Origin of the sequence: Ferrovibrio terrae, assembly GCF_943372915.1 — a bacterium.
Lineage (GTDB): Bacteria > Pseudomonadota > Alphaproteobacteria > Ferrovibrionales > Ferrovibrionaceae > Ferrovibrio > Ferrovibrio terrae_A.
The window spans coordinates 16,112-35,258 of sequence record NZ_CALSAN010000037.1 but is presented as its reverse complement, the minus strand read 5'-3'; the positions used below and the strand labels follow the sequence as shown (position 1 = coordinate 35,258).

General features: G+C 64.0%; 19 protein-coding genes. 8 read left to right on the top strand and 11 right to left on the bottom strand.

Annotated features, from left to right (window positions below):
- Both AAG821_RS19280 and AAG821_RS19275 read right to left on the bottom strand, forming a co-directional pair.
- On the bottom strand, window positions 1-645 hold a 645-nt coding region (locus AAG821_RS19280; RefSeq protein WP_341916392.1), incomplete at its 3' end, for an MFS transporter.
- Between the two features lie 128 nt (window positions 646-773).
- The gene (locus AAG821_RS19275; RefSeq protein WP_341897106.1) at window positions 774-1,802 is read right to left on the bottom strand and encodes an ABC transporter substrate-binding protein; all 1,029 of its coding nucleotides are present in this window, start codon (window positions 1,800-1,802) and stop codon (window positions 774-776) included.
- A gap of 350 nt (window positions 1,803-2,152) precedes the next feature.
- Between AAG821_RS19275 and AAG821_RS19270 the strand changes: the two genes are divergently transcribed.
- From AAG821_RS19270 to AAG821_RS19255, 4 genes are all read left to right on the top strand, one after another.
- Window positions 2,153-3,355: a pyridoxal phosphate-dependent aminotransferase gene (locus AAG821_RS19270; protein WP_341914805.1), complete on the top strand. Its 1,203-nt coding sequence runs from the start codon at window positions 2,153-2,155 to the stop codon at window positions 3,353-3,355.
- A 115-nt stretch (window positions 3,356-3,470) separates the two neighbouring features.
- Window positions 3,471-3,743 carry a ribbon-helix-helix domain-containing protein gene (locus AAG821_RS19265; protein ID WP_341897101.1) on the top strand — a complete coding sequence of 91 codons (273 nt, stop codon included), beginning with the start codon at window positions 3,471-3,473 and terminating at the stop codon, window positions 3,741-3,743.
- Between the two features lie 82 nt (window positions 3,744-3,825).
- Window positions 3,826-4,947: an efflux RND transporter periplasmic adaptor subunit gene (locus AAG821_RS19260; protein ID WP_341914807.1), complete on the top strand. Its 1,122-nt coding sequence runs from the start codon at window positions 3,826-3,828 to the stop codon at window positions 4,945-4,947.
- Entirely contained in the window at window positions 4,944-8,054 is a 3,111-nt protein-coding gene (locus AAG821_RS19255; protein WP_341914809.1) for an efflux RND transporter permease subunit, read from the top strand. Before AAG821_RS19260 ends, AAG821_RS19255 begins: the two co-directional genes overlap by 4 nt.
- Before the next feature lie 15 nt (window positions 8,055-8,069).
- Here AAG821_RS19255 and AAG821_RS19250 read toward each other — a convergent pair whose 3' ends face one another.
- From AAG821_RS19250 to AAG821_RS19220, 7 genes are all read right to left on the bottom strand, one after another.
- Window positions 8,070-8,432 (bottom strand): hypothetical protein, encoded by a 363-nt coding sequence (locus tag AAG821_RS19250; RefSeq protein ID WP_341914811.1) that lies wholly within the window; start codon window positions 8,430-8,432, stop codon window positions 8,070-8,072.
- Between the two features lie 120 nt (window positions 8,433-8,552).
- Window positions 8,553-9,551: an oligopeptide/dipeptide ABC transporter ATP-binding protein gene (locus AAG821_RS19245; RefSeq protein ID WP_341914813.1), complete on the bottom strand. Its 999-nt coding sequence runs from the start codon at window positions 9,549-9,551 to the stop codon at window positions 8,553-8,555.
- Complete coding sequence (locus tag AAG821_RS19240) at window positions 9,548-10,543, bottom strand: ABC transporter ATP-binding protein (RefSeq protein WP_341914814.1); 996 nt, start codon at window positions 10,541-10,543, stop codon at window positions 9,548-9,550. The genes AAG821_RS19245 and AAG821_RS19240 overlap by 4 nt, the downstream gene beginning before the upstream one ends.
- A 13-nt stretch (window positions 10,544-10,556) precedes the next feature.
- The gene (locus AAG821_RS19235; protein ID WP_341914816.1) at window positions 10,557-11,486 is read right to left on the bottom strand and encodes an ABC transporter permease; all 930 of its coding nucleotides are present in this window, start codon (window positions 11,484-11,486) and stop codon (window positions 10,557-10,559) included.
- Window positions 11,483-12,457, bottom strand: a complete 975-nt coding sequence (locus AAG821_RS19230; RefSeq protein WP_341914817.1) for an ABC transporter permease — start codon at window positions 12,455-12,457, stop codon at window positions 11,483-11,485. Before AAG821_RS19230 ends, AAG821_RS19235 begins: the two co-directional genes overlap by 4 nt.
- A gap of 316 nt (window positions 12,458-12,773) precedes the next feature.
- A complete protein-coding gene (locus tag AAG821_RS19225; protein ID WP_341914819.1) occupies window positions 12,774-13,409 on the bottom strand; it encodes a cell cycle transcriptional regulator TrcR in 636 nt (211 codons plus the stop codon).
- A gap of 127 nt (window positions 13,410-13,536) precedes the next feature.
- A complete protein-coding gene (locus AAG821_RS19220; protein ID WP_341914822.1) occupies window positions 13,537-14,532 on the bottom strand; it encodes an NAD(P)H-quinone oxidoreductase in 996 nt (331 codons plus the stop codon).
- Window positions 14,533-14,659: 127 nt separating this feature from the next.
- Between AAG821_RS19220 and AAG821_RS19215 the strand changes: the two genes are divergently transcribed.
- Window positions 14,660-14,836, top strand: a complete 177-nt coding sequence (locus tag AAG821_RS19215; RefSeq protein ID WP_341914824.1) for a DUF1192 domain-containing protein — start codon at window positions 14,660-14,662, stop codon at window positions 14,834-14,836.
- Here the strand turns inward: AAG821_RS19215 and AAG821_RS19210 are convergent.
- Both AAG821_RS19210 and AAG821_RS19205 read right to left on the bottom strand, forming a co-directional pair.
- Entirely contained in the window at window positions 14,826-15,275 is a 450-nt protein-coding gene (locus AAG821_RS19210; RefSeq protein ID WP_341914826.1) for a hypothetical protein, read from the bottom strand. The genes AAG821_RS19215 and AAG821_RS19210 overlap by 11 nt on opposite strands.
- A 77-nt stretch (window positions 15,276-15,352) precedes the next feature.
- A complete protein-coding gene (locus AAG821_RS19205) occupies window positions 15,353-15,976 on the bottom strand; it encodes a TetR/AcrR family transcriptional regulator (RefSeq protein ID WP_341914828.1) in 624 nt (207 codons plus the stop codon).
- Window positions 15,977-16,312: 336 nt separating this feature from the next.
- Here AAG821_RS19205 and AAG821_RS19200 point away from each other — a divergent pair, with 336 nt between their 5' ends.
- From AAG821_RS19200 to thiE, 3 genes are read left to right on the top strand one after another with little or no spacing between them, the layout of a single operon-like run.
- Window positions 16,313-17,626, top strand: a complete 1,314-nt coding sequence (locus tag AAG821_RS19200; protein ID WP_341914830.1) for an O-acetylhomoserine aminocarboxypropyltransferase — start codon at window positions 16,313-16,315, stop codon at window positions 17,624-17,626.
- Window positions 17,627-17,644: 18 nt separating this feature from the next.
- On the top strand, window positions 17,645-18,439 hold the full coding sequence (locus tag AAG821_RS19195) for an alpha/beta hydrolase (protein ID WP_341914832.1): 795 nt from the start codon (window positions 17,645-17,647) through the stop codon (window positions 18,437-18,439).
- Between the two features lie 3 nt (window positions 18,440-18,442).
- Window positions 18,443-19,108, top strand: coding sequence for a thiamine phosphate synthase (gene thiE / locus AAG821_RS19190; RefSeq protein ID WP_341914835.1), 666 nt, complete (start codon window positions 18,443-18,445; stop codon window positions 19,106-19,108).
- Window positions 19,109-19,147 lie beyond the last annotated feature (39 nt).

Below are 19,147 nucleotides of genomic sequence, written 5' to 3'. Positions count from 1 at the left end.
GAAGCAGCCGGCCAGCAGCCATGGCCCGGGCCGCCGCAGCACCGCGGCGTTGAAGCGGCGCGGCGGCGATTGCGCCACACCGGCCGTCAGGGGCGGCAGCAGCAGCGCGGCGGCCAGCGGCAGCACGCCCATTGCCAGCCACAGGCCGCGCCAGTCGAGCAGCTCGTGGCTGACCGCCAATGCGCCCAGCATGCCCAGGGTAACGCCGAGCGGCATGTAGCTGCTCCACAGGCCCAGGGCGAGGCTGCGCTGGGCCGGCAGGCTGGCAGCCGTGACCAGGCTGGGGCCACAGACCACGGTGATGACAAAGCCAAGCCCCTCCACCAGCCGCGCGGCGAGAAGCGGAATGGTGCTGAGGCTGAAGGCGCCAGCAAACGAGCCCAGTGCGCTGATCAGGAGGCCCAGCATCAGGGCTCGGCGCGCCCCGATGCGATCGCCGGCAAAGCCGGCCATGATGCCGCATGCACCGCCGACCAGGCTGACCGACGATGCCACCAGGCCGCCCAGTACGAGGTCGAGGCCGAATTCGGCACGCAGCTGGCCGAGCAGGGGCGGCAGCTTGCCCACCTGCATGGAGACGATCACGCCGGCGGCGATTACAGCGAAGACCGCCTGCCAGTCGGTGTGATGGCGGGATGTGTTCATTGTTGGACTGGACGTTGCGGCGGACGGCTGGGGTAAAGCGGACACACTCGAAACCGGAAACGGGTCGGCAAAAGAAAAGCGGCGGGGTCGCCCCCGCCGCTGTCTTGTAGCAGCTTTTTAAGCGCCGATCACGGCAACATGCGCTCGGCCTTCGCCGGCAGGTAGCCTTCCTCGAACAGGTCGGCGGCCTTCGGTGCCTTTTCCAGGCCGATGGCCGAGGCCACGGCATCGGAGGAGCGCTGCAGGCGGGCCATATCGACACCGCCGAAGCCATTGTCCTTGACATACTTGGTCAGGATGTTGCGCTCGAGCGACATCTTCAGGCGCTTCATTTCCAGGGCTTCGTCCACCAGACCGTCGCGGGTCTTGGCCGCTTTCACGCCGAGTTCCGGATTGGCGACGATTTCCTTCCAGGCCTTGATGGTGGCCTTGACCACGCCCTTCACGGCCGCCGGATTTTCCTTCATGAACTTCGGCGAAGCGACGATGGCGTTGCCGTAGAAGTCCATGCCGGCTTCGGCATAGGAGAACACCTGGACGTCAGACATCGCGACGCCGATTTTCTCGAGATCGAGCATCGAGGAGAAGTAATGGCCGCTGATGAAGTCGACGCTGCCGTTCTTCAGGCTGGGCTCGCGCAGCGGCGGCTGCAGGTTGATGAAGGTGACCTTGCTCTTGTCGATGCCGACCTTGGCGGCATAGGCGGGGAACAGCTTGAACGAGGCATCGAAGACCGGCGCGCCCAGCTTCTTGCCTTCCATGTCTTTGGGCGACTTGATGCCCGAAGACTTCAGCGCATAGAGGCCCATCGGGGCGGCGTCATAGGCCATCATCACGGCCTTGACCTGACCATCGGGGTTCTTGGCGTTGTATTCGATCAGCGCGTTGACGTCGGCAAAGCCCATCTCGTAGGCGCCGGTGGCGACACGCTGCAGCGCGCCGGCCGAACCCTGGCCGGCATCGATGGTGATGTCGATGCCTTCGGCCTTGTAATAGCCCTTCTGCTCGGCGAGCAGGAAAGCCGAGGTCGGGCCCTGGAAGGCCCAATCCAGCGTGAATTTCATCTTGGTCTGCGCATCGGCAGCGCCGGCGGCGCCCAGGCCGAGCGCCAGCGTGACGCCAGCCGCGGCAAAGGTGAAGGTGCGAGTGAAGGTCATGGTCTTAGGTCTCCCCGGTAAACGTCAATCCTGGCCGATTATCTGCGAGTCGGGCTCGGCGTAGGCCCGGCAGTCTATGCTGGCCCGAAAGCACCCGCCAAGAGCGAATCGAACACAGGTCCGGAGCAGGTCGTATGCAATTCTGAGTCCACTTCCGGTATGGATATCGGGGTTGGAAAACCGCCGGTTCTGATGGCCCGGCGGCAGGTTTGCCCAACCGGCCACCCGGCTGCCTGCTTTTGCGGCAAAACATTGTCACGGCGACAAGTTGATATGTTGCACCGCCCACAGGCCGGACGTATGGTTCGCCCGCCTAAATTCTCCCGTTCGCGCCTAGGAGTCGCAAAACAATGCCGTTCCTGTCCGATGCTCTCGGTCGCATCAAGCCCTCGGCCACCATCGCTGCCACCCAGAAGGCCCGCGCGCTCAAGGCCGCCGGCCGCGACGTGATCGGCCTTGGCGCCGGTGAGCCCGATTTTGAGACCCCGGCCAATATCCGCGAAGCGGCCAAGGCGGCGATCGACCGTGGCGACACCCGCTACACCGATGTGGACGGCACTGCGGCGCTGAAGCAGGCGATCATCGCCAAGTTCAAGCGCGAGAACGGCCTGGACTACAAGCCCGAGCAGATTTCCGTCGGCACCGGCGGCAAGCAGGTGCTGTTCAACGCGCTGCTCGCCACGGTCAACCCGGGCGATGAAGTGATCATTCCGGCACCCTACTGGGTCAGCTATCCCGATATCGTCAATTTCGCCGGCGGCACCCCGGTGTTTGTGACCGGCAGCGCCGAAGACGGCTTCAAGCTGCGTGCCGAGGCGCTGGAAAAGGCCATCACGCCGAAGACCAAGTGGGTGATCCTGAATTCGCCGTCCAATCCCTCGGGCGCCGCTTATACGCGCGACGAGCTGAAGGCGCTGACCGACGTGCTGGTGCGCCATCCGCATGTCTGGATCCTGACCGACGACATGTACGAGCACCTGGTCTACGACAACTTCGTGTTCACCACGCCGGCGCAGATCGAGCCGGCGCTGTATGAGCGCACGCTGACCATGAATGGTGTGTCGAAGGCCTATTGCATGACCGGCTGGCGCATCGGCTATGCCGGTGGTCCGGTGCAGCTGATCAAGGCGATGGGCAGCCTGCAGTCGCAGTCGACCTCGAACCCGTCCTCGATCAGCCAGGCCGCCGCCGTCGAGGCGCTGAACGGCCCCCAGGATTTCATCCCGAAGAACAATGCCGTGTTCAAGCAGCGCCGCGACCTGGTCGTGTCGATGCTGAACCAGGCCAAGGGCATCCAGTGCCCGAAGCCGGAAGGCGCCTTCTATGTCTATCCGAGCTGTGCCGGCACCATTGGCAAGACCTCGAAGGGTGGCGTGAAAATCAATACCGACCTCGACTTCTGCAACGCGCTGCTGGAGGAAAAGGGCGTGGCGGTGGTGTTCGGCGAAGCCTTTGGCCTGGCGCCGCATTTCCGCATTTCTTACGCTACGTCAACCGAAGCCCTGAAGGACGCCTGCGGGCGGATTCAGGAATTCTGCGCGCAGCTGTCCTGATTTCTGGCAGGTAACTGGTGACGGCCATCACGCAGCGACAAGAGGCCAGCTTGGCGCGGAAATCCGCCGATGCTAAGCAGCATTTGTCGCGGCCGCCCGGCCAGACAGGTCACGCATGCCAACGACGGTAAAAAAACGCTCCGTCGTGGTTGGCGGCCATCGTACCAGCATCTCCCTGGAACAGGCGTTCTGGGAAGCCCTGCAGGTGCTGGCTGCCCAACAGGCTAAGACCATCAACCAGATGGTCAGCGATATCGACGCTGCACGTTCGGGCAACCTGTCGAGCGCAATCCGGGTCTGGATCCTGGATCGGGCGAGAGAGGGGCTGTTGCAGCCGGAGGGAACCGCCGTCAGAGCGGTGCCTGCGGCAGGGAAGCAAGAACAGTAGCCTACGGCGTTCGGGGGAAGTCTTACAGTTCAGTGGCGTGAGTGCTCCCGCGCGGCCGTTCGCAGAACAGGCGGCTATGCGTATGACCCGATCCTCCCTCTCTGTCACAACCATCGCGGTTCTGGCATCGACGCTGTTTTTGGCAGCGTGTGAAAAGCCCGCTGCACCGCCGGAGCCGATCCGGCCGGTGCGCGTCACCACCGTGTCGCCGCAGGTTTACGAGAGCCGCTCCAGCTATACCGGCGAAGTGCGCGCCCGCTACGAGACCAACCTCGCCTTCCGCGTCGGCGGCAAGATCGTCGCCCGCTATGTCGAGATCGGCTCAGAGGTGAAGAAGGGCACGCTGCTCGCCCGTCTCGACCCCGAGGATATCCGGCTCGCCAGCCAGAATGCGCGCGCCCAGCTGAGCGCGGCACAGGCCAACTTCAATCAGGCCCAGACCGAGCTGAACCGCTACAAGAAGCTGTTCGAGAGCAAGGTGATCAGCCAGGCCGAACTCGATCGCCGGCAGAACACATACAACACGGCCGAGGCCCAGCTCGACAGCGCCCGCTCGCAGATGCGGGTCCAGCAGAACCAGATGGATTACACCGAGCTGCATGCCGATGCCGATGGCGTGGTCACGTCGATCAGCATCGAAACCGGCCAGGTGGTGTCTGCCGGCCAGACCGTGCTGAAGCTGGCGCGGCCGGAAGAGAAGGAAGTGGTGTTCAACGTCGCCGAGAACCGCCTCGACGAGTTGCGCAGTGCCACGGCGATTGTCATCAGCCTGTGGGCGCAGCCCGACAAGGAATATGCCGGCGTGGTGCGCGAGATCGCGCCGGGCGCCGATCCGGCCACCCGCACCTATGCGGTGAAGGTGAGCGTGCAGGCGCCGCCGGCCGGTATCCGGCTCGGCATGACATCGACGGTGTCGATCGTGCGGCGCTCGGATGCGTCTGTGGTGGCACTGCCGCTGGCGGCGCTGTACCAGCAGGGCGGGGAACCGGCCGTGTGGGTGTATAGCGGCCCGGCCGAGGGCGAGGGCAAGGTCGAACTGCGCACCGTGAAGGTTGCAGCCTATATCGAACGGGCCGTGCTGATTGCGGATGGCCTGAAAGACGGCGAAAAGGTGGTGACTGCCGGCGTACACAAGCTAATCCCCGGCCAGACCGTGCGCCTGCTGCCTGAAGTGCAGTCTGCCAGTGCGGGGAAGAAGTCGTGAGCCAGCATCAGCCTGCGCCTGCCGACGATGATGGCGTCGGCCGCTTCAACCTGTCTGCCTGGGCGCTGCGCCACCGCTCGCTGATCGGTTTCCTGATGGTGCTGCTGCTGGCGGCAGGCGCGCTGTCCTACACCCAGCTCGGCCGCGCCGAAGATCCCGATTTCACCTTCAAGGTGATGATCGTGCGCACCAACTGGCCCGGCGCCACGGCGCGCGAGGTCGAGCAGCAGGTCACCGACAAGATCGAGAAGAAGCTGCAGGAGACACCGTATCTCGACAACGTGCGCAGCTATTCCAAGGCGGCGGAATCCACCATCTTCGTTACCCTGCGCGACAGCACGCCGCCGAAGGCGGTATCCGGCGTGTGGTACGAGGTGCGCAAGAAGGTGGGCGATATCCGCCAGACCCTGCCGGCCGGCGTGCAGGGGCCGTTCTTCAACGATGAATTCGGCGACACCTTCGGTACCATCTATGCCTTCACCGCCGACGGCTTCACCCATCGCGAACTGAAGGATTATGTCGAGGATGTGCGCGAGGAGCTGCTGCGCATCCGCGATGTAGGCAAGGCCGATCTGCTCGGCGTGCAGCCCGAACGCATCTTCATCGAGTTTTCCAACAAGAAGCTGGCCAATCTGGGCGTCAGCCCGCAGCAGGTCATCGATGTGATCCAGGCGCAGAATGCGCAGACCGCATCCGGCGTGGTGCAGACCTCGTCTGACCGTATCGCCACGCGTGTCAGTGGCGATATCGAAAGCGGCCGGGCGTTGTCCGAACTCTCGATCCAGGCCAATGGCCGGCTTATCCGGCTCGGCGATATCGCCGATATCAAGCGCGATTATGCCGATCCGCCCAGCCCGCGCCTGCGCTATAACGGCCAGGAATCGATCGGTCTCGCCATCTCGATGGCCAAGGGCGGCAACATGATCGAGCTGGGCAAGCAGCTCGATGCCACCATGAAGCGGCTGAAGGCCGATATGCCGATCGGCATCGAGGTGCTGCAGGTGGCGGACCAGCCCACCGTGGTGCAGCGCTCGATCTCGGAATTCATGCAAGTGCTGCTGGAAGCCGTGGTCATCGTGCTCGGCGTCAGTTTCCTCAGCCTCGGCCTGCGCAGCGGCATGGTGGTGATGCTGTGCATCCCGCTGGTGCTGGCGATCACCTTCGTATGCATGCAGATCTTCGGCATCGATTTCCACCGCATTTCACTGGGGGCCCTGATCATCTCGCTCGGCCTGCTGGTGGATGATGCGATCATCGCGGTCGAGATGATGCAGGTGAAGATGGAACAGGGATTCGACCGCTTCCGCGCCGCCAGCTTTGCCTATACCTCGACAGCCTTCCCGATGCTCACCGGCACGCTGATCACCGCCGCCGGCTTCGTACCGGTCGGCTTTGCCAAATCCTCGGCCGGCGAATACACCTTCTCGATCTTCGCCGTGGTCACCATTTCACTGCTGGTCTCCTGGGTCGTGGCGGTGATCTTCACGCCCTATATCGGCTATACCCTGCTGCCGACGCCGAAAGCCGGCCATGGCCACAGTGAGGACGTTTATCACCGCGGCATCTATCGCTTTGTCCGACCGGTGGTGGAGTGGTGCGTGCGGCGGCGCTGGATCGTGATCGCCGGTACCTTCGGTATTTTCGTGCTCAGCGTGGCAGGCTTTGGCCTGGTACAGCAGCAATTCTTCCCCTCCTCGAACCGCCCCGAATTGATGGTTGATCTGCGCCTGCCGCAGGGCGCATCGATTGCCGCCACCGAGGAAGAGGCGCTGAAGCTGGAGGCATTGCTGAAGAACGATACCGATATCGTCAGCTACACCACCTATGTCGGCGCGGGCGCGCCGCGTTTCTACCTGCCGCTGGATATCCAGCTGCCGAACGACAATTTCGCCCAGGTCGTGGTGCTGACCAAGGGCGATGCCGAGCGCGAGCGGGTACGCGACAGGCTGATCGCCGCCTTCCAGGAGGATTTCGTCCTGCTGCGTGGTCGCGTCAACCGGCTGGAAAACGGACCGCCGGTCGGCTTCCCCGTGCAGTTCCGCGTCAGCGGCCCCAATCCGATGGAAGTGCGACGCATCGCCTTCCAGGTCGCCGATGTGATGCGCGCCAATCCCAATGCCCGCGATGTCAACCTCGACTGGAACGAGTTGAGCAAGGTGGTCAAGCTGGATGTCGACCAGGCCAAGGCGCGTCTGCTTGGTATTTCCTCGCAGGATCTCGCCACGACTCTTAACTCCATCGTGTCCGGCCTGACCGTGACGCAGTATCGTGAGGATCGCGAGCTGATCGATGTGGTGGCCCGCGCCGAAGCCAGCGAGCGCCTGAGCCTGACCGGCATCAAGGATCTGAACGTGGCCGGCGCGGAAAGCACGCGCCCGGTGCCGCTCAGCCAAGTGGCGGAAATCCGCTACGAGCTGGAGGAAGGCATCATCTGGCGGCGGGACCGCCAGCCGGTGATCACCGTGCGCGCCGATATCGTCGATGGCATCCAGGCGCCGGTGGTGTCGATGCAGATCGAGCCGCAGCTGAACGCGTTGCGCAAGAATCTGCCGCCGAATTACCGCATCGTGATGGGTGGCGCCATCGAGGAAAGCGGCAAGGCCAATGCCTCGATCGGCGCGGTGGTGCCGGTGATGATCGGCATCATGATCACGCTGCTGATGATCCAGCTGCAATCGGTGTCGCGCATGCTGCTGGTGCTGCTAACCGCGCCGTTGGGCCTGATCGGCGTCACGCTGGGGCTGCTGACCTTCAATGTACCCTTCGGCTTTGTCGCCATGCTGGGCGCCATCGCGCTGGCAGGCATGATCATGCGCAACTCGGTGATCCTGGTCGACCAGATCGAACAGGATATCGCCGGCGGCGAGGCGGCCTGGGACGCCATCATCAACGCCACGCTGCGGCGGTTCCGGCCGATCATCCTCACCGCGCTGGCGGCGATCCTCGGCATGATCCCGCTGTCCACCAGCAACTTCTGGGGGCCGATGGCCTACACCATCATCGGCGGCCTGCTGGTCGCCACGCTGCTGACCGTGCTGTTCCTGCCGGCACTCTATGCCGCCTGGTTCAGGGTGAAACGTCCGTCCGGCACGCCGGCTGCCGCGTAAGGCAGCCGGACTTGCTTACAGCGTCGACTCGACCTTCACTTTGTCGGCCTTGACCTTGCTGGGCATGGTGACCGGCTGATCGGTCCAGTCCTCGCCGCCGGTGACCACGCAGGCGCGCCCGTCGGTGCTGGTGATGAGGATGGTCCAGGAACCGGTCTGCGAGACCAGCAGCTCGACGATGCGGTCGCCGACAACGCCGGCAGCCTGCGGCTGCTCGCCGAACCGCTGGTCCAGCATCTTGCCCATATCGTCGCGCAGGCCGCAGACCATGGCCTGCTGCGCATGCGCGGGTGAGATAAAGGCGGCAATGCCGAGCGAGAGGGCGGCGATGATCAGGGTGGTGGAAAGCAACGCACGGGATGAGATGGCCTTGCACATGGCTGGCCTCCTTCGGTGTGCGCGTCCGCGTCCTGCAGACGCTTCTTTCACACTCTCAAACTACCAGCTGATGCTTAAAGTTCCGTTTTCAAGCCCCGTACAGCCGTTACAACGCCGTGATCAGGCGGCGTCGTTGAGATGGCAGGCCGACAGGCGGCCGGGCGCAATCTCTTTCAGGACAGGCACTTCCGCCTTGCAGCGGGCAAAGGCCTGCGGGCAGCGCGGATGGAAATGGCAGCCCGGCGGCGGGTTCAGCGGCGAGGGAATTTCGCCCTTGATCGGCAGGTAGTCGCGTCGTTCGGCCACCAGTTTCGGGGCCTCGGCCAGCAGGGCCTGGGTATAGGGATGGTTCGGGCCGGCAAACAGCTGCTCGGTCGGCGCGCTTTCCACCACGCGACCGAGATACATGATCACCACCCGGTCGGAAATGTGCTCCACCACCGAAAGGTTGTGGCTGATGAACAGGTAGGTCAGGCCGAGCTGCTCACGCAGGTCCATGAACAGGTTCAGCACCTGGGCCTGGATCGAGACATCCAGCGCCGCCACGGCCTCGTCGCAGACGATGAATTTCGGCTGCACGGCCAGGGCGCGGGCGATGCCGATGCGCTGGCGCTGGCCGCCGGAGAACTGGTGCGGATAGCGTTTGCGATAGCGCGGATCGAGGCCGACCTGCAGCATGATCTTCTCGACATAGGCGCCCATCTCGCTGCGCTTGATCAGGCCATGCGCCACCGGTGCCTCGCCGATGATCTCTTCCACCCGCATGCGCGGATTGAGCGAGGCATAGGGGTCCTGGAAGATCATCTGCACGCCCAGCTGATAGGCGCGCTGCTCCGCGCTGCTGCGATCGGCGACGGTTTTGCCGTGATACTGAATGGTGCCATCACTGGCGTCCATGATGCCGGCAACGATGCGGCCCAGCGTGGACTTGCCGCAGCCGCTTTCGCCGACCAGACCGACCACCTCGCCTTCCTGGATCGTCAGGTCGACATGGTTGACCGCATGGACGGCGCGTTCCTTCAGGCCGGCACCGAATAGGTTGGCGATCTTGGCGGCGATATCCAGGCGCCAGACGAAGCGCTTGGAAATGCCCTTGAGTTCGAGAATGGGGACGGTCACGCGACAACCTCCGCCGGGCTCAGCGGCTTGGCATCGAAGGGATGGTGGCAGCGGGCGCTGTGACCCGGATCAAGCTCGGCCAGTTCGGGCATGGTGTCGCAGACGGCATCGGCGCGACCGCAACGCGCCTTGAAGCGGCAGCCCGGCGGCAGGTTCAGTGGTGCCGGTGCCATGCCGGGAATCTGGAACAGGCGCTTGCCGCGCGGCATCGCGCCGGGCACCGAGCCGATCAGGCCGCGGGTATAGGGATGCTGCGGCCGTTCGATCACCGTGGCGATGGCGCCGGTTTCGACGATCTTGCCGGCATACATCACCATGATGCGGTCGGCCAGGCCGGCGACCACGGAGAGATCATGGGTGATCCAGATCAGCGCCGTGCCGGTATCGCGGCAGAGTTTGCGCATTTCATAGAGGATCTGGCCCTGGATGGTGACGTCCAGCGCCGTGGTCGGTTCATCGGCGATGATCAGGTCGGGCTTGTGCAGCAGTGCCGTGGCGATGGCGATGCGCTGGCGCATGCCGCCGGAGAACTGGTGCGGATAGGATTTCAGCCGGTCTTCGGGTGCGGCGATGCCAACCGATTGCAGCGCCTCGATGCAGCGGGCGCGGGCGGCGGCCTCGCTGACCTTGTCATGGGCCCGCACGGTCTCGATCATCTGGGTATCGACGCGCAGAACCGGGTTCAGCGTCATCATCGGATCCTGGAAGATCATCGCGATGCGCGCGCCACGCAAAGACCGCAGGCGATCCGGGCTGGCTGTGGTCAGTTCCTCGCCGTTGAACTTGACGCTGCCGGCGGCAATGCGGCCGGGCGGATCGATCAGGCCGAGGATGGAGAAGCCGGTGATCGACTTGCCCGAGCCGGACTCGCCGACCAGACCGAGGATTTCACCCGCCTCGACAGAGAAGCTGACGCCATCGACGGCGCGCACGATGCCGTCGCGGGTCGGGAACTGGGTCTCGAGATTGTCGACCTGGAGCGTTGCGGTCATGGGGCTGCTGGCTTTAACGCTTGAGGCGGGGATTGAGAACATCGCGCAGCTGGTCACCGACCAGGTTGATGGCGATGATCACGATGGTCAGGATCAGGCCGGGGAACAGCGAGATCCAGTAGACGCCGCTGAGCAGATAATCGAAACCGTTCGAGATCAGCATGCCCAGCGACGGCTCGGTGACCGGAACGCCCAACCCCAGGAAGCTCAGCGTCGCTTCCAGCGTGATGGCGCGCGCGATGTTGATGGTGGCAATCACGATCAGCGGCGGCATGCAGTTGGGCAGCAGGTGTTTCAGCAGCATGCGCGCGCGGCTGATGCCGAGGCAGCGGGCAGCCTCGATATATTCCTTGTTGCGCTCCACCAGTGCGGCGCCATGGGCGGCGCGGGCGAAATAGGCCCATTGCACGGCGATCAGCGCCACAATCACCTTGTCGACGCCGTTGCCCAGCACGGCGAGCAGGATCAGGGCGATCAGGATGGCGGGGAAGGACAGCTGGATATCGACAACGCGCATGATCAGCGCATCGATCTTGCCGCCGCTATAGGCCGCCAGCAGCCCGGCCACGGCGCCGATGCCCAGCGCCGCCACCACGGAAACGACACCGACCATCAGACTGATGCGCAGGCCATAGAGCATGGCGCTCAGCATGTCGCGGCCCTGGCCGTCGCTGCCAAGCAGGAAGACAAAGCCTTCACCCGACATTTCGCCCGGCGGCTGACGCGCATCCATGATGTCGAGGATGGCGAGATCGTAGGGATTCTGCGGCGAGATATAGGGCGCCACCAGGGATGCGCCGAGCATCAGCACCAGCAGCACCAGGCCGAGGATGGCCAGCTTGCTTTCGGCGAATTCGGCGACAATGCGTTTCCAGGGCGCTTCGGTCTTGGCCAGCGGCGCGCCAGTCGTGACGGCGACAGGGGGGGCGGCGGTCTGGCTCATTTCGCCTCTCCCAGCCGCACGCGCGGATCGAGCACCGAATACAGGATGTCGACGATCAGGCTGATGATGACCAGCAGGAAGACCACGACGATCAGATAGGCAACCACCACAGGGCGATCGAGATGGACGATGGAGTCGATCAGCAGCTTGCCCATGCCGGGCCAGGAGAAGATCGTCTCGGTGATGACGGCAAAGGCGATCAGGCTGCCCAGTTCCAGACCGGTGACGGTGGTGATCGGCACCATGATGTTCTTCAGGATATGCACGCCGATGACACGGCGTTCGCTCAGGCCCTTGGCGCGGGCGAATTTCACGTAATCCATCAGCATCACCTCGCGCGCGGTGGCGCGCGCCAGGCGGACGATCAGGGCGCATTTCGACAAGCCCAGCGTCAGCGCCGGCAGGGCCAGGTATTTCCAGCCGGCCGCCGACAGGAAGCTGACATGGATGCCGAGGATTTCCATCGTCGGGCCGCGGCCCGAGGCGGGCAGCCAGCCGAGCTGTACGGCGAAGACCATGATCAGCATCAGGCCGACCCAGAAATTCGGCAGCGAGAAGCCGAGCACCGAACCAGCCATGATGGCGCGGGCCGCCACGGTTTCATGGCGCAGGCCGGCATAGAGGCCGAGGGGCACGCCGATCACGACGGAGAGGAAGGTGGCGATCAGCGCCAGTTCCAGCGTCGCCGGCATGCGTTCGAGGATCAGGTTGATGGCGGGCTGGCCGAAGACAAAGGATTTGCCGAATTCGCCCTTCAGCGCAGACAGCACGAAGGCGAGATACTGCTCCCACATCGGCCGGTCGAGGCCGAGTGCCTTGGCGATGGCCTCGCGATCAAGCTCGGTGGCCTCGGGGCTGACCAGAATCGCCAGCGGATCGCCGATCATGTAGATGCCGACAAACACCAGCACCGACATAACTGCCATCACCAATGCCGCCTGCATCAGGCGTCTGATAATAAAAACGAGCATGACTTAGAGACGCCCCGACACCCTGTTTCGCCGGTGCCAATTCATGGTCATTCCGCCGGCTTCTCTGACCCAGCCTATACCGGAATCCATATGCAGTGCCTAGGTTTTCTTACAGAATGAAGTGATAACGCGGCGACATGGTTTTTATGCGCCCTCGGCAGTCACAGCGCGTGTTGCCGGCGTTGCGCGGTTGCAGGCACGGGTCGAACCAGTGCTGCGATTGGTTCGCAGGCCTGGCGGCGCGGCAATCAAAAAGCGCCGCCGGCCATGCAGCCGGCGGCGCTATCGGTTCAGGCCGAATGAAGACGTCGCAGTATCAGCTTTCGCTGTTGCCCGGTGCTTCAGTCGCCGCGGCTTCGGCAGGCGCTTCGGCCGTCTTGTCGCGGACCTGGGCGCGAGCCTCGCGGGCATCGCGCTTTTCCTTGTTCTGCTTGCGCTTGGCGGCCAGCAGCAGCACGCGGTCGAGTTCCATCTGGCTGCAGATGCCGAGATAGACCGGATCGCGCGGCTTGATGTTGGCGTGATTGGGATGCGTGTGGTTCTTCACGCGATCGATGGTCGCCTTGGTGGTGCCGAGCAGCTTCTGGATCTGTGCGGTCTGCACTTCCGGATGATACTTCAGCAGCCAGGCGATGGCATCGGGACGATCCTGGCGCTTTGACACCGGGGTGTATTTTGCACCCTTGGTCTTCTGGCGCTGCAGCGGCACGGTCGGCGCCAGCAGCTTGAGGTCGCCGCTTGGATCCTTTTCGCAGCGCTCGATCTCGCCGGGGCCAAGCTGGCCATTGGCGACCGGATCGAGGCCGACGATACCAACCGCCACCTCGCCATCGGCGATACCCTTCACTTCCAGCACATGCAGGCCGCAGAAGCGGGCAATCTGGTCGAAGGTCAGCTTGGTATTGTCGATCAGCCACACAGCGGTGGCTTTCGGCATCAACGGCAATGCCATGGGTAAAATCCTTCTCAGGCGGCCGGCCGCGGTCAGCGGCCGCCCGCGGGGGCGAAATCGCGCGACAATATAGTGCAATGGTCCGGGGGTGCAACCACCCCGGGGGTGCTAAGTTATTGTTTTTATGTCAGATCGTTAGCAAAACTTTGCCGACATGGTCGCCATGGTCGATCCGGACATGGGCCTGGGCAGCCTCGGCCAGCGGAAAGCGGCTGTCGATGATGGCCTTGAGCCGGCCATCGGCAAAAGCCGGCCAGACCCTGGCTTCCAGCGCCCGGGCAATCTCGCCCTTGAAGGCGATGGGGCGGGGCCGCAGCGTCGAGCCGGTCACGGTCAGCCGCTTGCGCATCAGCAGGCTCAGGTCGCCCTCGCCCTTGGGCCCGCCCTGCACCGCGATGATCACCAGCCGGCCTTCCTCGGCGAGGGCCTTGATGTTGGGGGCGAAGTATTTGCCGCCCACCATGTCGAGGATGACATCCACGCCCCTGCCGTCGGTAAGTTCAGCGATGCGGGTGGCGAAATCCTCGGTCTTGTAGTTGATCGCCTTTTCAGCACCGAGGCTTTCGCAGAAACGGCATTTTTCATCCGTGCCGGCGGTGGCGAAGATGCGCTTGGCGCCCAACAGCCTGGCCAGCTGGATCGCGGCGACACCGATGCCCGATGCGCCGCCATGGATCAGGATGCTTTCACCGGCCTTCAGCTGGCCGCGATCGGCGATGTTGGTCCACACGGTGAACCAGTTTTCCGGCAGCGCTGCAGCTTCTGCCATGTCGAGTCCCTGCGGCACCGGCAGGCATTGCTCGCCCGGCGCCACGCAATAGGTGGCATAGCCACCGCCGGCCACCAGCGCGCAAACCTTGTCGCCGATTTTCCAGCGCTGCACGCCGTCTCCCAGCGCGACGATCTCGCCGGCCACTTCCAGGCCCGGATAATCCGGCGCGCCGGGCGGCGGCGGATACATGCCGCTGCGCTGCAGAACATCGGGACGGTTCACGCCGGCGGCATGCACCTTGATCAGCACTTCGCCGGCCGCAGGCTGCACCATCGGCCGTTCGCCGGGTTTCAGCACCTCCGGGCCACCGGGCTGGCTGATCTCGATCACCGTCATGGTCTGGGGCAGCATTGTTGGCTCTCCGCGAAAGGACTGCTAGTCATCTAGTCGGGCCCGCTGTCCACGGCAAGCCGGCAGCTTTTGCTTTATCGGATATTCCGCGTTTAGTATGGCGGCCAGCAAAACCGGGGAGGCCGGGATGGACTGGGACGAAGCCGAGCGGCGCAAACCTGCGCTACCGAAATTCGAGACGATGTCGATTGAAGATCTCGAGGATCGCATCGTCGCGCTCGAAGCCGAGATCGCGACCATCCGCGGCGTCATCAAGGCCAAGCAGGCGGCGCGCGGTTCGGCCGACAGCTTTTTCAAGAAATAGGTGTTTCTGGGGCGCGGATATGCGCCGGCACCAGATCGTCGATGGATGCCTCCGTTCGCCGCAGCGCGACGCGGCAGACGGTGACGCCCGGTTCGGCCTGGCTCTGCAGCACGATGAACTGACCGCCGGCGGCATGCGCGATGGCGCGGTCGTATTCCATCATGCGCCAGCAGGCTTCTGTGCGTCCCGTGCCGCGCAGCGGGCAGGGGGTCTCGATCCGGGCCAGCACCGTATTGGCCGTAACGCCCTCGATCGGCACCTGCTTGGGGCTGGGAAAGCTCCGCTGCCAGGCCAGGCCCAGCCCGGGCAGGTCGTTGGTCGGGCCGATGCGCTTGCGGGCAATGGCTCGGGCAGCAAGCCAGCGTGACCAGGCAACGCTGACAGCCTGGAGGCGGGCCGGACGCGCCAGCAGCGCCGAGACAGCCAGCAGGGCAGCCATGGCGCGTCGAACCAGGATTTTCTGGACAGGGGTCACAAATCAGACATATGACAAAATTTGTCATATGTCAAAACCGTTCAGCGTGCCCGAACAGTTCTCAGGATCATGTCGACGGCGGCAACGGCCCGCTCCCGCCAGACGGATTTGTCCAGCTCGGCGGCCAGCCGGGGGTCATGGAAACGGGCCATCAGATCGTCGATGCCGAGGGCCAGCTTCTCGGCCGGCTCGCCACGGAAGGCGCCAGCGGCGCTGCCTTCGGCCAGCAGGCCGGCCAGATGGCGGCGGACATGGCTGCGGTGCTGCCGGGGCAGGGAGCCGAGGTTGCGGGTGACCTCGTCCAGCACCTCGACCAGGCACGGATCGGAAAGGTAACGCCTTGTATTTTCAGCATCCATGAGCAGAAACGCCTGCAGGCGGGCCGCCGGGCTGCGGCCGTGGTCGCGGGCGATCGCAGCCAGGCGGGTTTCGTCCTCGGCCAGCCAGCGGGTTGCCAGCGCGGCCACGATGGCGCGCTTGTTCTGGTAATGCCGGTAGACGGCAGTACGCGCGATCCCGGCCTCGGCGGCGATATCCTCGATGCGGCAGCGCTTGCCGCCCAGCCGCCGGAAGCAGGCCAGGGCCGCATCCAGCAGCCGGTCCTGCACGGGGCCTGCCAGGGCCTCGGCGGCATCCTGCGGCTCGCTTTGTGACACGACAGCCATTTTTGTCATGCCTCGACCATACAGGAGGATGGCCACTTCACGAAATCTTAAGTGCGTCCGGTGATACTGGGCCCATTACAGATTTCGATTTAGTCCCGGTCATAGTTTCCTCCCTGTTGGTTTTGACCTTCAGGCCGTCGGGTCGCTCCGGCGGCCTTTTTTTGTGCCTGGCACGCCGGATTTCATCTGCTTGACTGATCCGGGTACGGCATGGATTAATCGCTGCAGTTTCGAGGTTGAGGCAAGATTGTCGGGTCGCCCCGTCCGCCAGGATGAGGCGGCCCGCTTTTTTGTCTGCTACCCATAAGCCTTGAGAAAATTGTCCGGGAGGGCGCCATGCTGGAACCCAAATTCTTCCGCTTCGATACGCTGAGCCTGCATGCAGGCCAGCAGCCTGATCCGGCGACCGGCGCGCGCGCCGTGCCGATCTATCAGACCACCTCCTATGTCTTCCGCGATGCCGACCATGCGGCGGCACTGTTCAACCTGGAACGTGGCGGCCATATCTACTCGCGCATCTCCAATCCCACCGTCGCGGTACTGGAAGAACGCCTCGCAGCGCTCGAAGGCGGCGTCGGTGCGGTCTGCACGGCCTCAGGGCAGGCGGCGCTGCATCTGGCGATTGCCACGCTGATGGGGCAGGGCGGGCATATTGTCGCCTCGCGCAACATCTATGGCGGCAGCTACAACATCCTCGTGCATACGCTACCCCGGTTCGGCATCACGACGACATTTGTCGATCCGCGCGACCATGCCGTCTGGAAGGCGGCGATCAAGCCCGAAACCCGCCTGGTGTTCGGCGAGATTCTCGGCAACCCAGGCCTGGAAGTGCTGGATGTACCGGCGGTGGCGAAGATCGCCCATGATGCCGGGCTGCCGCTGATGCTCGATTGCACCTTTGCCACGCCATACCTGTTCAAGGGTTTCGAGCATGGCGCCGATCTGGTCATGCATTCGGCTACCAAATTCCTGGGCGGTCATGGCGTTGCCATTGGCGGCGCACTGATCGACTCTGGTCGCTTCGACTGGGAAGCCTCGGGCAAGTTCCCGACGCTTACCGAGCCTTATGCCGGTTATCACGGTCTCGATTTCGCCGAGGAATTCGGCCCCGCCGCCTTCATCATGCGCGCGCGCGCCGAAGGTCTGCGCGATTTCGGCGCCTGCATGTCGCCCACCAATGCCTTCCATCTGCTGCAGGGTGTCGAGACGCTGCCCTTGCGCATGGCGCGCCATGTCGAGAACAGCCGCAAGGTGGTGGCTTTCCTGAAGGGCCATCCGGCGGTTGCCTGGGTGTCGTATCCCGAACTGGAAGAGCATCCTGACCATGCGCTGGCGAAAACGCTGCTGCCCAAGGGCTGCGGTGCGGTATTCAGCTTCGGTGTGAAGGGCGGTCGCGAGGCCGGCCGCGTGCTGATCGAGGCGTTGCAGGTGTTTTCGCATCTCGCCAATGTCGGTGATGCCAAGTCGCTGGTGATCCATCCGGCCAGCACGACGCATCAGCAGATGTCTGCTGCCGAACTGAAGGCTGCCGGTATCGGCGAGGAGCTGGTGCGGCTGTCGGTGGGTCTGGAAGACAGTCAGGATCTGATCGACGACCTGAACCAGGCCCTGCGCGCGGCGCAGAAGGCCATCAAGGCCGCAGCAGAGTAAGGGCGGGGAAACGAACCAATGTGGCTTGATGTAGCGGGCAAGAAGATTTTCGCGGCCACCGGCGGCAAGGCTTTCGATGCGACGAAACCAACCGTGGTGTTCATCCACGGCAATGCCTGCGACCATACCAGCTGGTCGATGCAGACGCGCTGGTTCGCCTATCACGGCTATTCGGTGCTGGCAGTCGATCTGCCGGGCAACGGTCGCTCGGAAGGCCCGATGCTGGAGAGCGTCGAGGCCTTTGCCGACTGGATGCCGATGCTGCTGGATGCAGCCGGCGTGCAGCAGGCGGCGCTGGTCGGCCATTCGATGGGTGCGCTGATCGCGCTGGAAACCGCAGTCCGGCATCCGGCGCGGGTCAGCCGCATTTCGCTGCTCGGTTTTGCTTTCCCGATGGCAGTGAATCCCGAGCTGCAGGCGCTGGCCGATAGTGGCGCCTATACGGTCGTTGAACTGATGAATGACTGGATGATTGCGAAGAAGAACCAGATCGGCAGCAATCGCGTGCCGGGCTCGCATCTGCTGACCAGCAGCATCCGCCTGATCGATCGCGCGCCGCGCAGCTGCCTAGCGCTGGGCTTCCGCCTGTGCAATGCCTATCAGAACGGCAAGCAGGCGGTCGCAGCCGTTGCCGTGCCGGTGCAGATCCTCGCCGGCGAACGCGACCAGATGACACCCTTGCGCGCCGCGCGGGGTTGGGCGAAAGAGTTCAAGGATGGCCGCATCGACGTGTTGCCGGGCTGCGGCCATTTGATGATGGGCGAACGGCCCGACGAGACGCTGGATGCGCTTAAAAGTTTCATTGCTGGATAAGAGATGGCCAAAGACCCTGTCAAAGCCGAGCAGCGGCTGTATCTGATCACGCCGCCGGTTATCGAACCGGCCGTGTTCGCCGAAGACCTGAAGAAAGTGCTCGGTGCTGGCGATGTCGCCTGCCTGCAGCTGCGCCTGAAAGACGGCGAGCAGTCGGCTTCTGACAATACCTTCCGCCGCGCGACCGAAGCCCTGCTGCCGGTGTGTCATGAATACGATGTCGCGCTGCTGATCAATGACCGGCCGGATCTCGCGATCAAGTTTGGCGCCGATGGCGTGCATGTCGGCCAGGAGGATGCGCCCTATGAGGAGGCGCGCCGCATTCTGGGACCAGACCGCATCGTTGGCGTCACCTGCCATGACTCCCGTCACCTGGCGATGGAGGCCGCCGAGGCCGGTGCCGATTACGTCGCCTTTGGGGCGTTTTTCGCGACCGATACCAAGCAGCCCAAGACCAGGGCAGAACCGGACCTGATCGCCTGGTGGGCCGACCTGATGGAAGTGCCCTGTGTGGCCATCGGCGGGATCACGGTGGAGAACTGCCCGGTGTTAATCGAGGCAGGGGCCGACTTTCTGGCGGTTTCTGCGGGTGTCTGGCGCCATCCCGAGGGCCCGGCCGAGGCGGTAAAAGCCTTTAATGCGGCAATTGCCAAGCACGGGCGGCGCTGATAGGTTCCGCCGCCTTTCCAAAAACGAGCAAATCCGTCC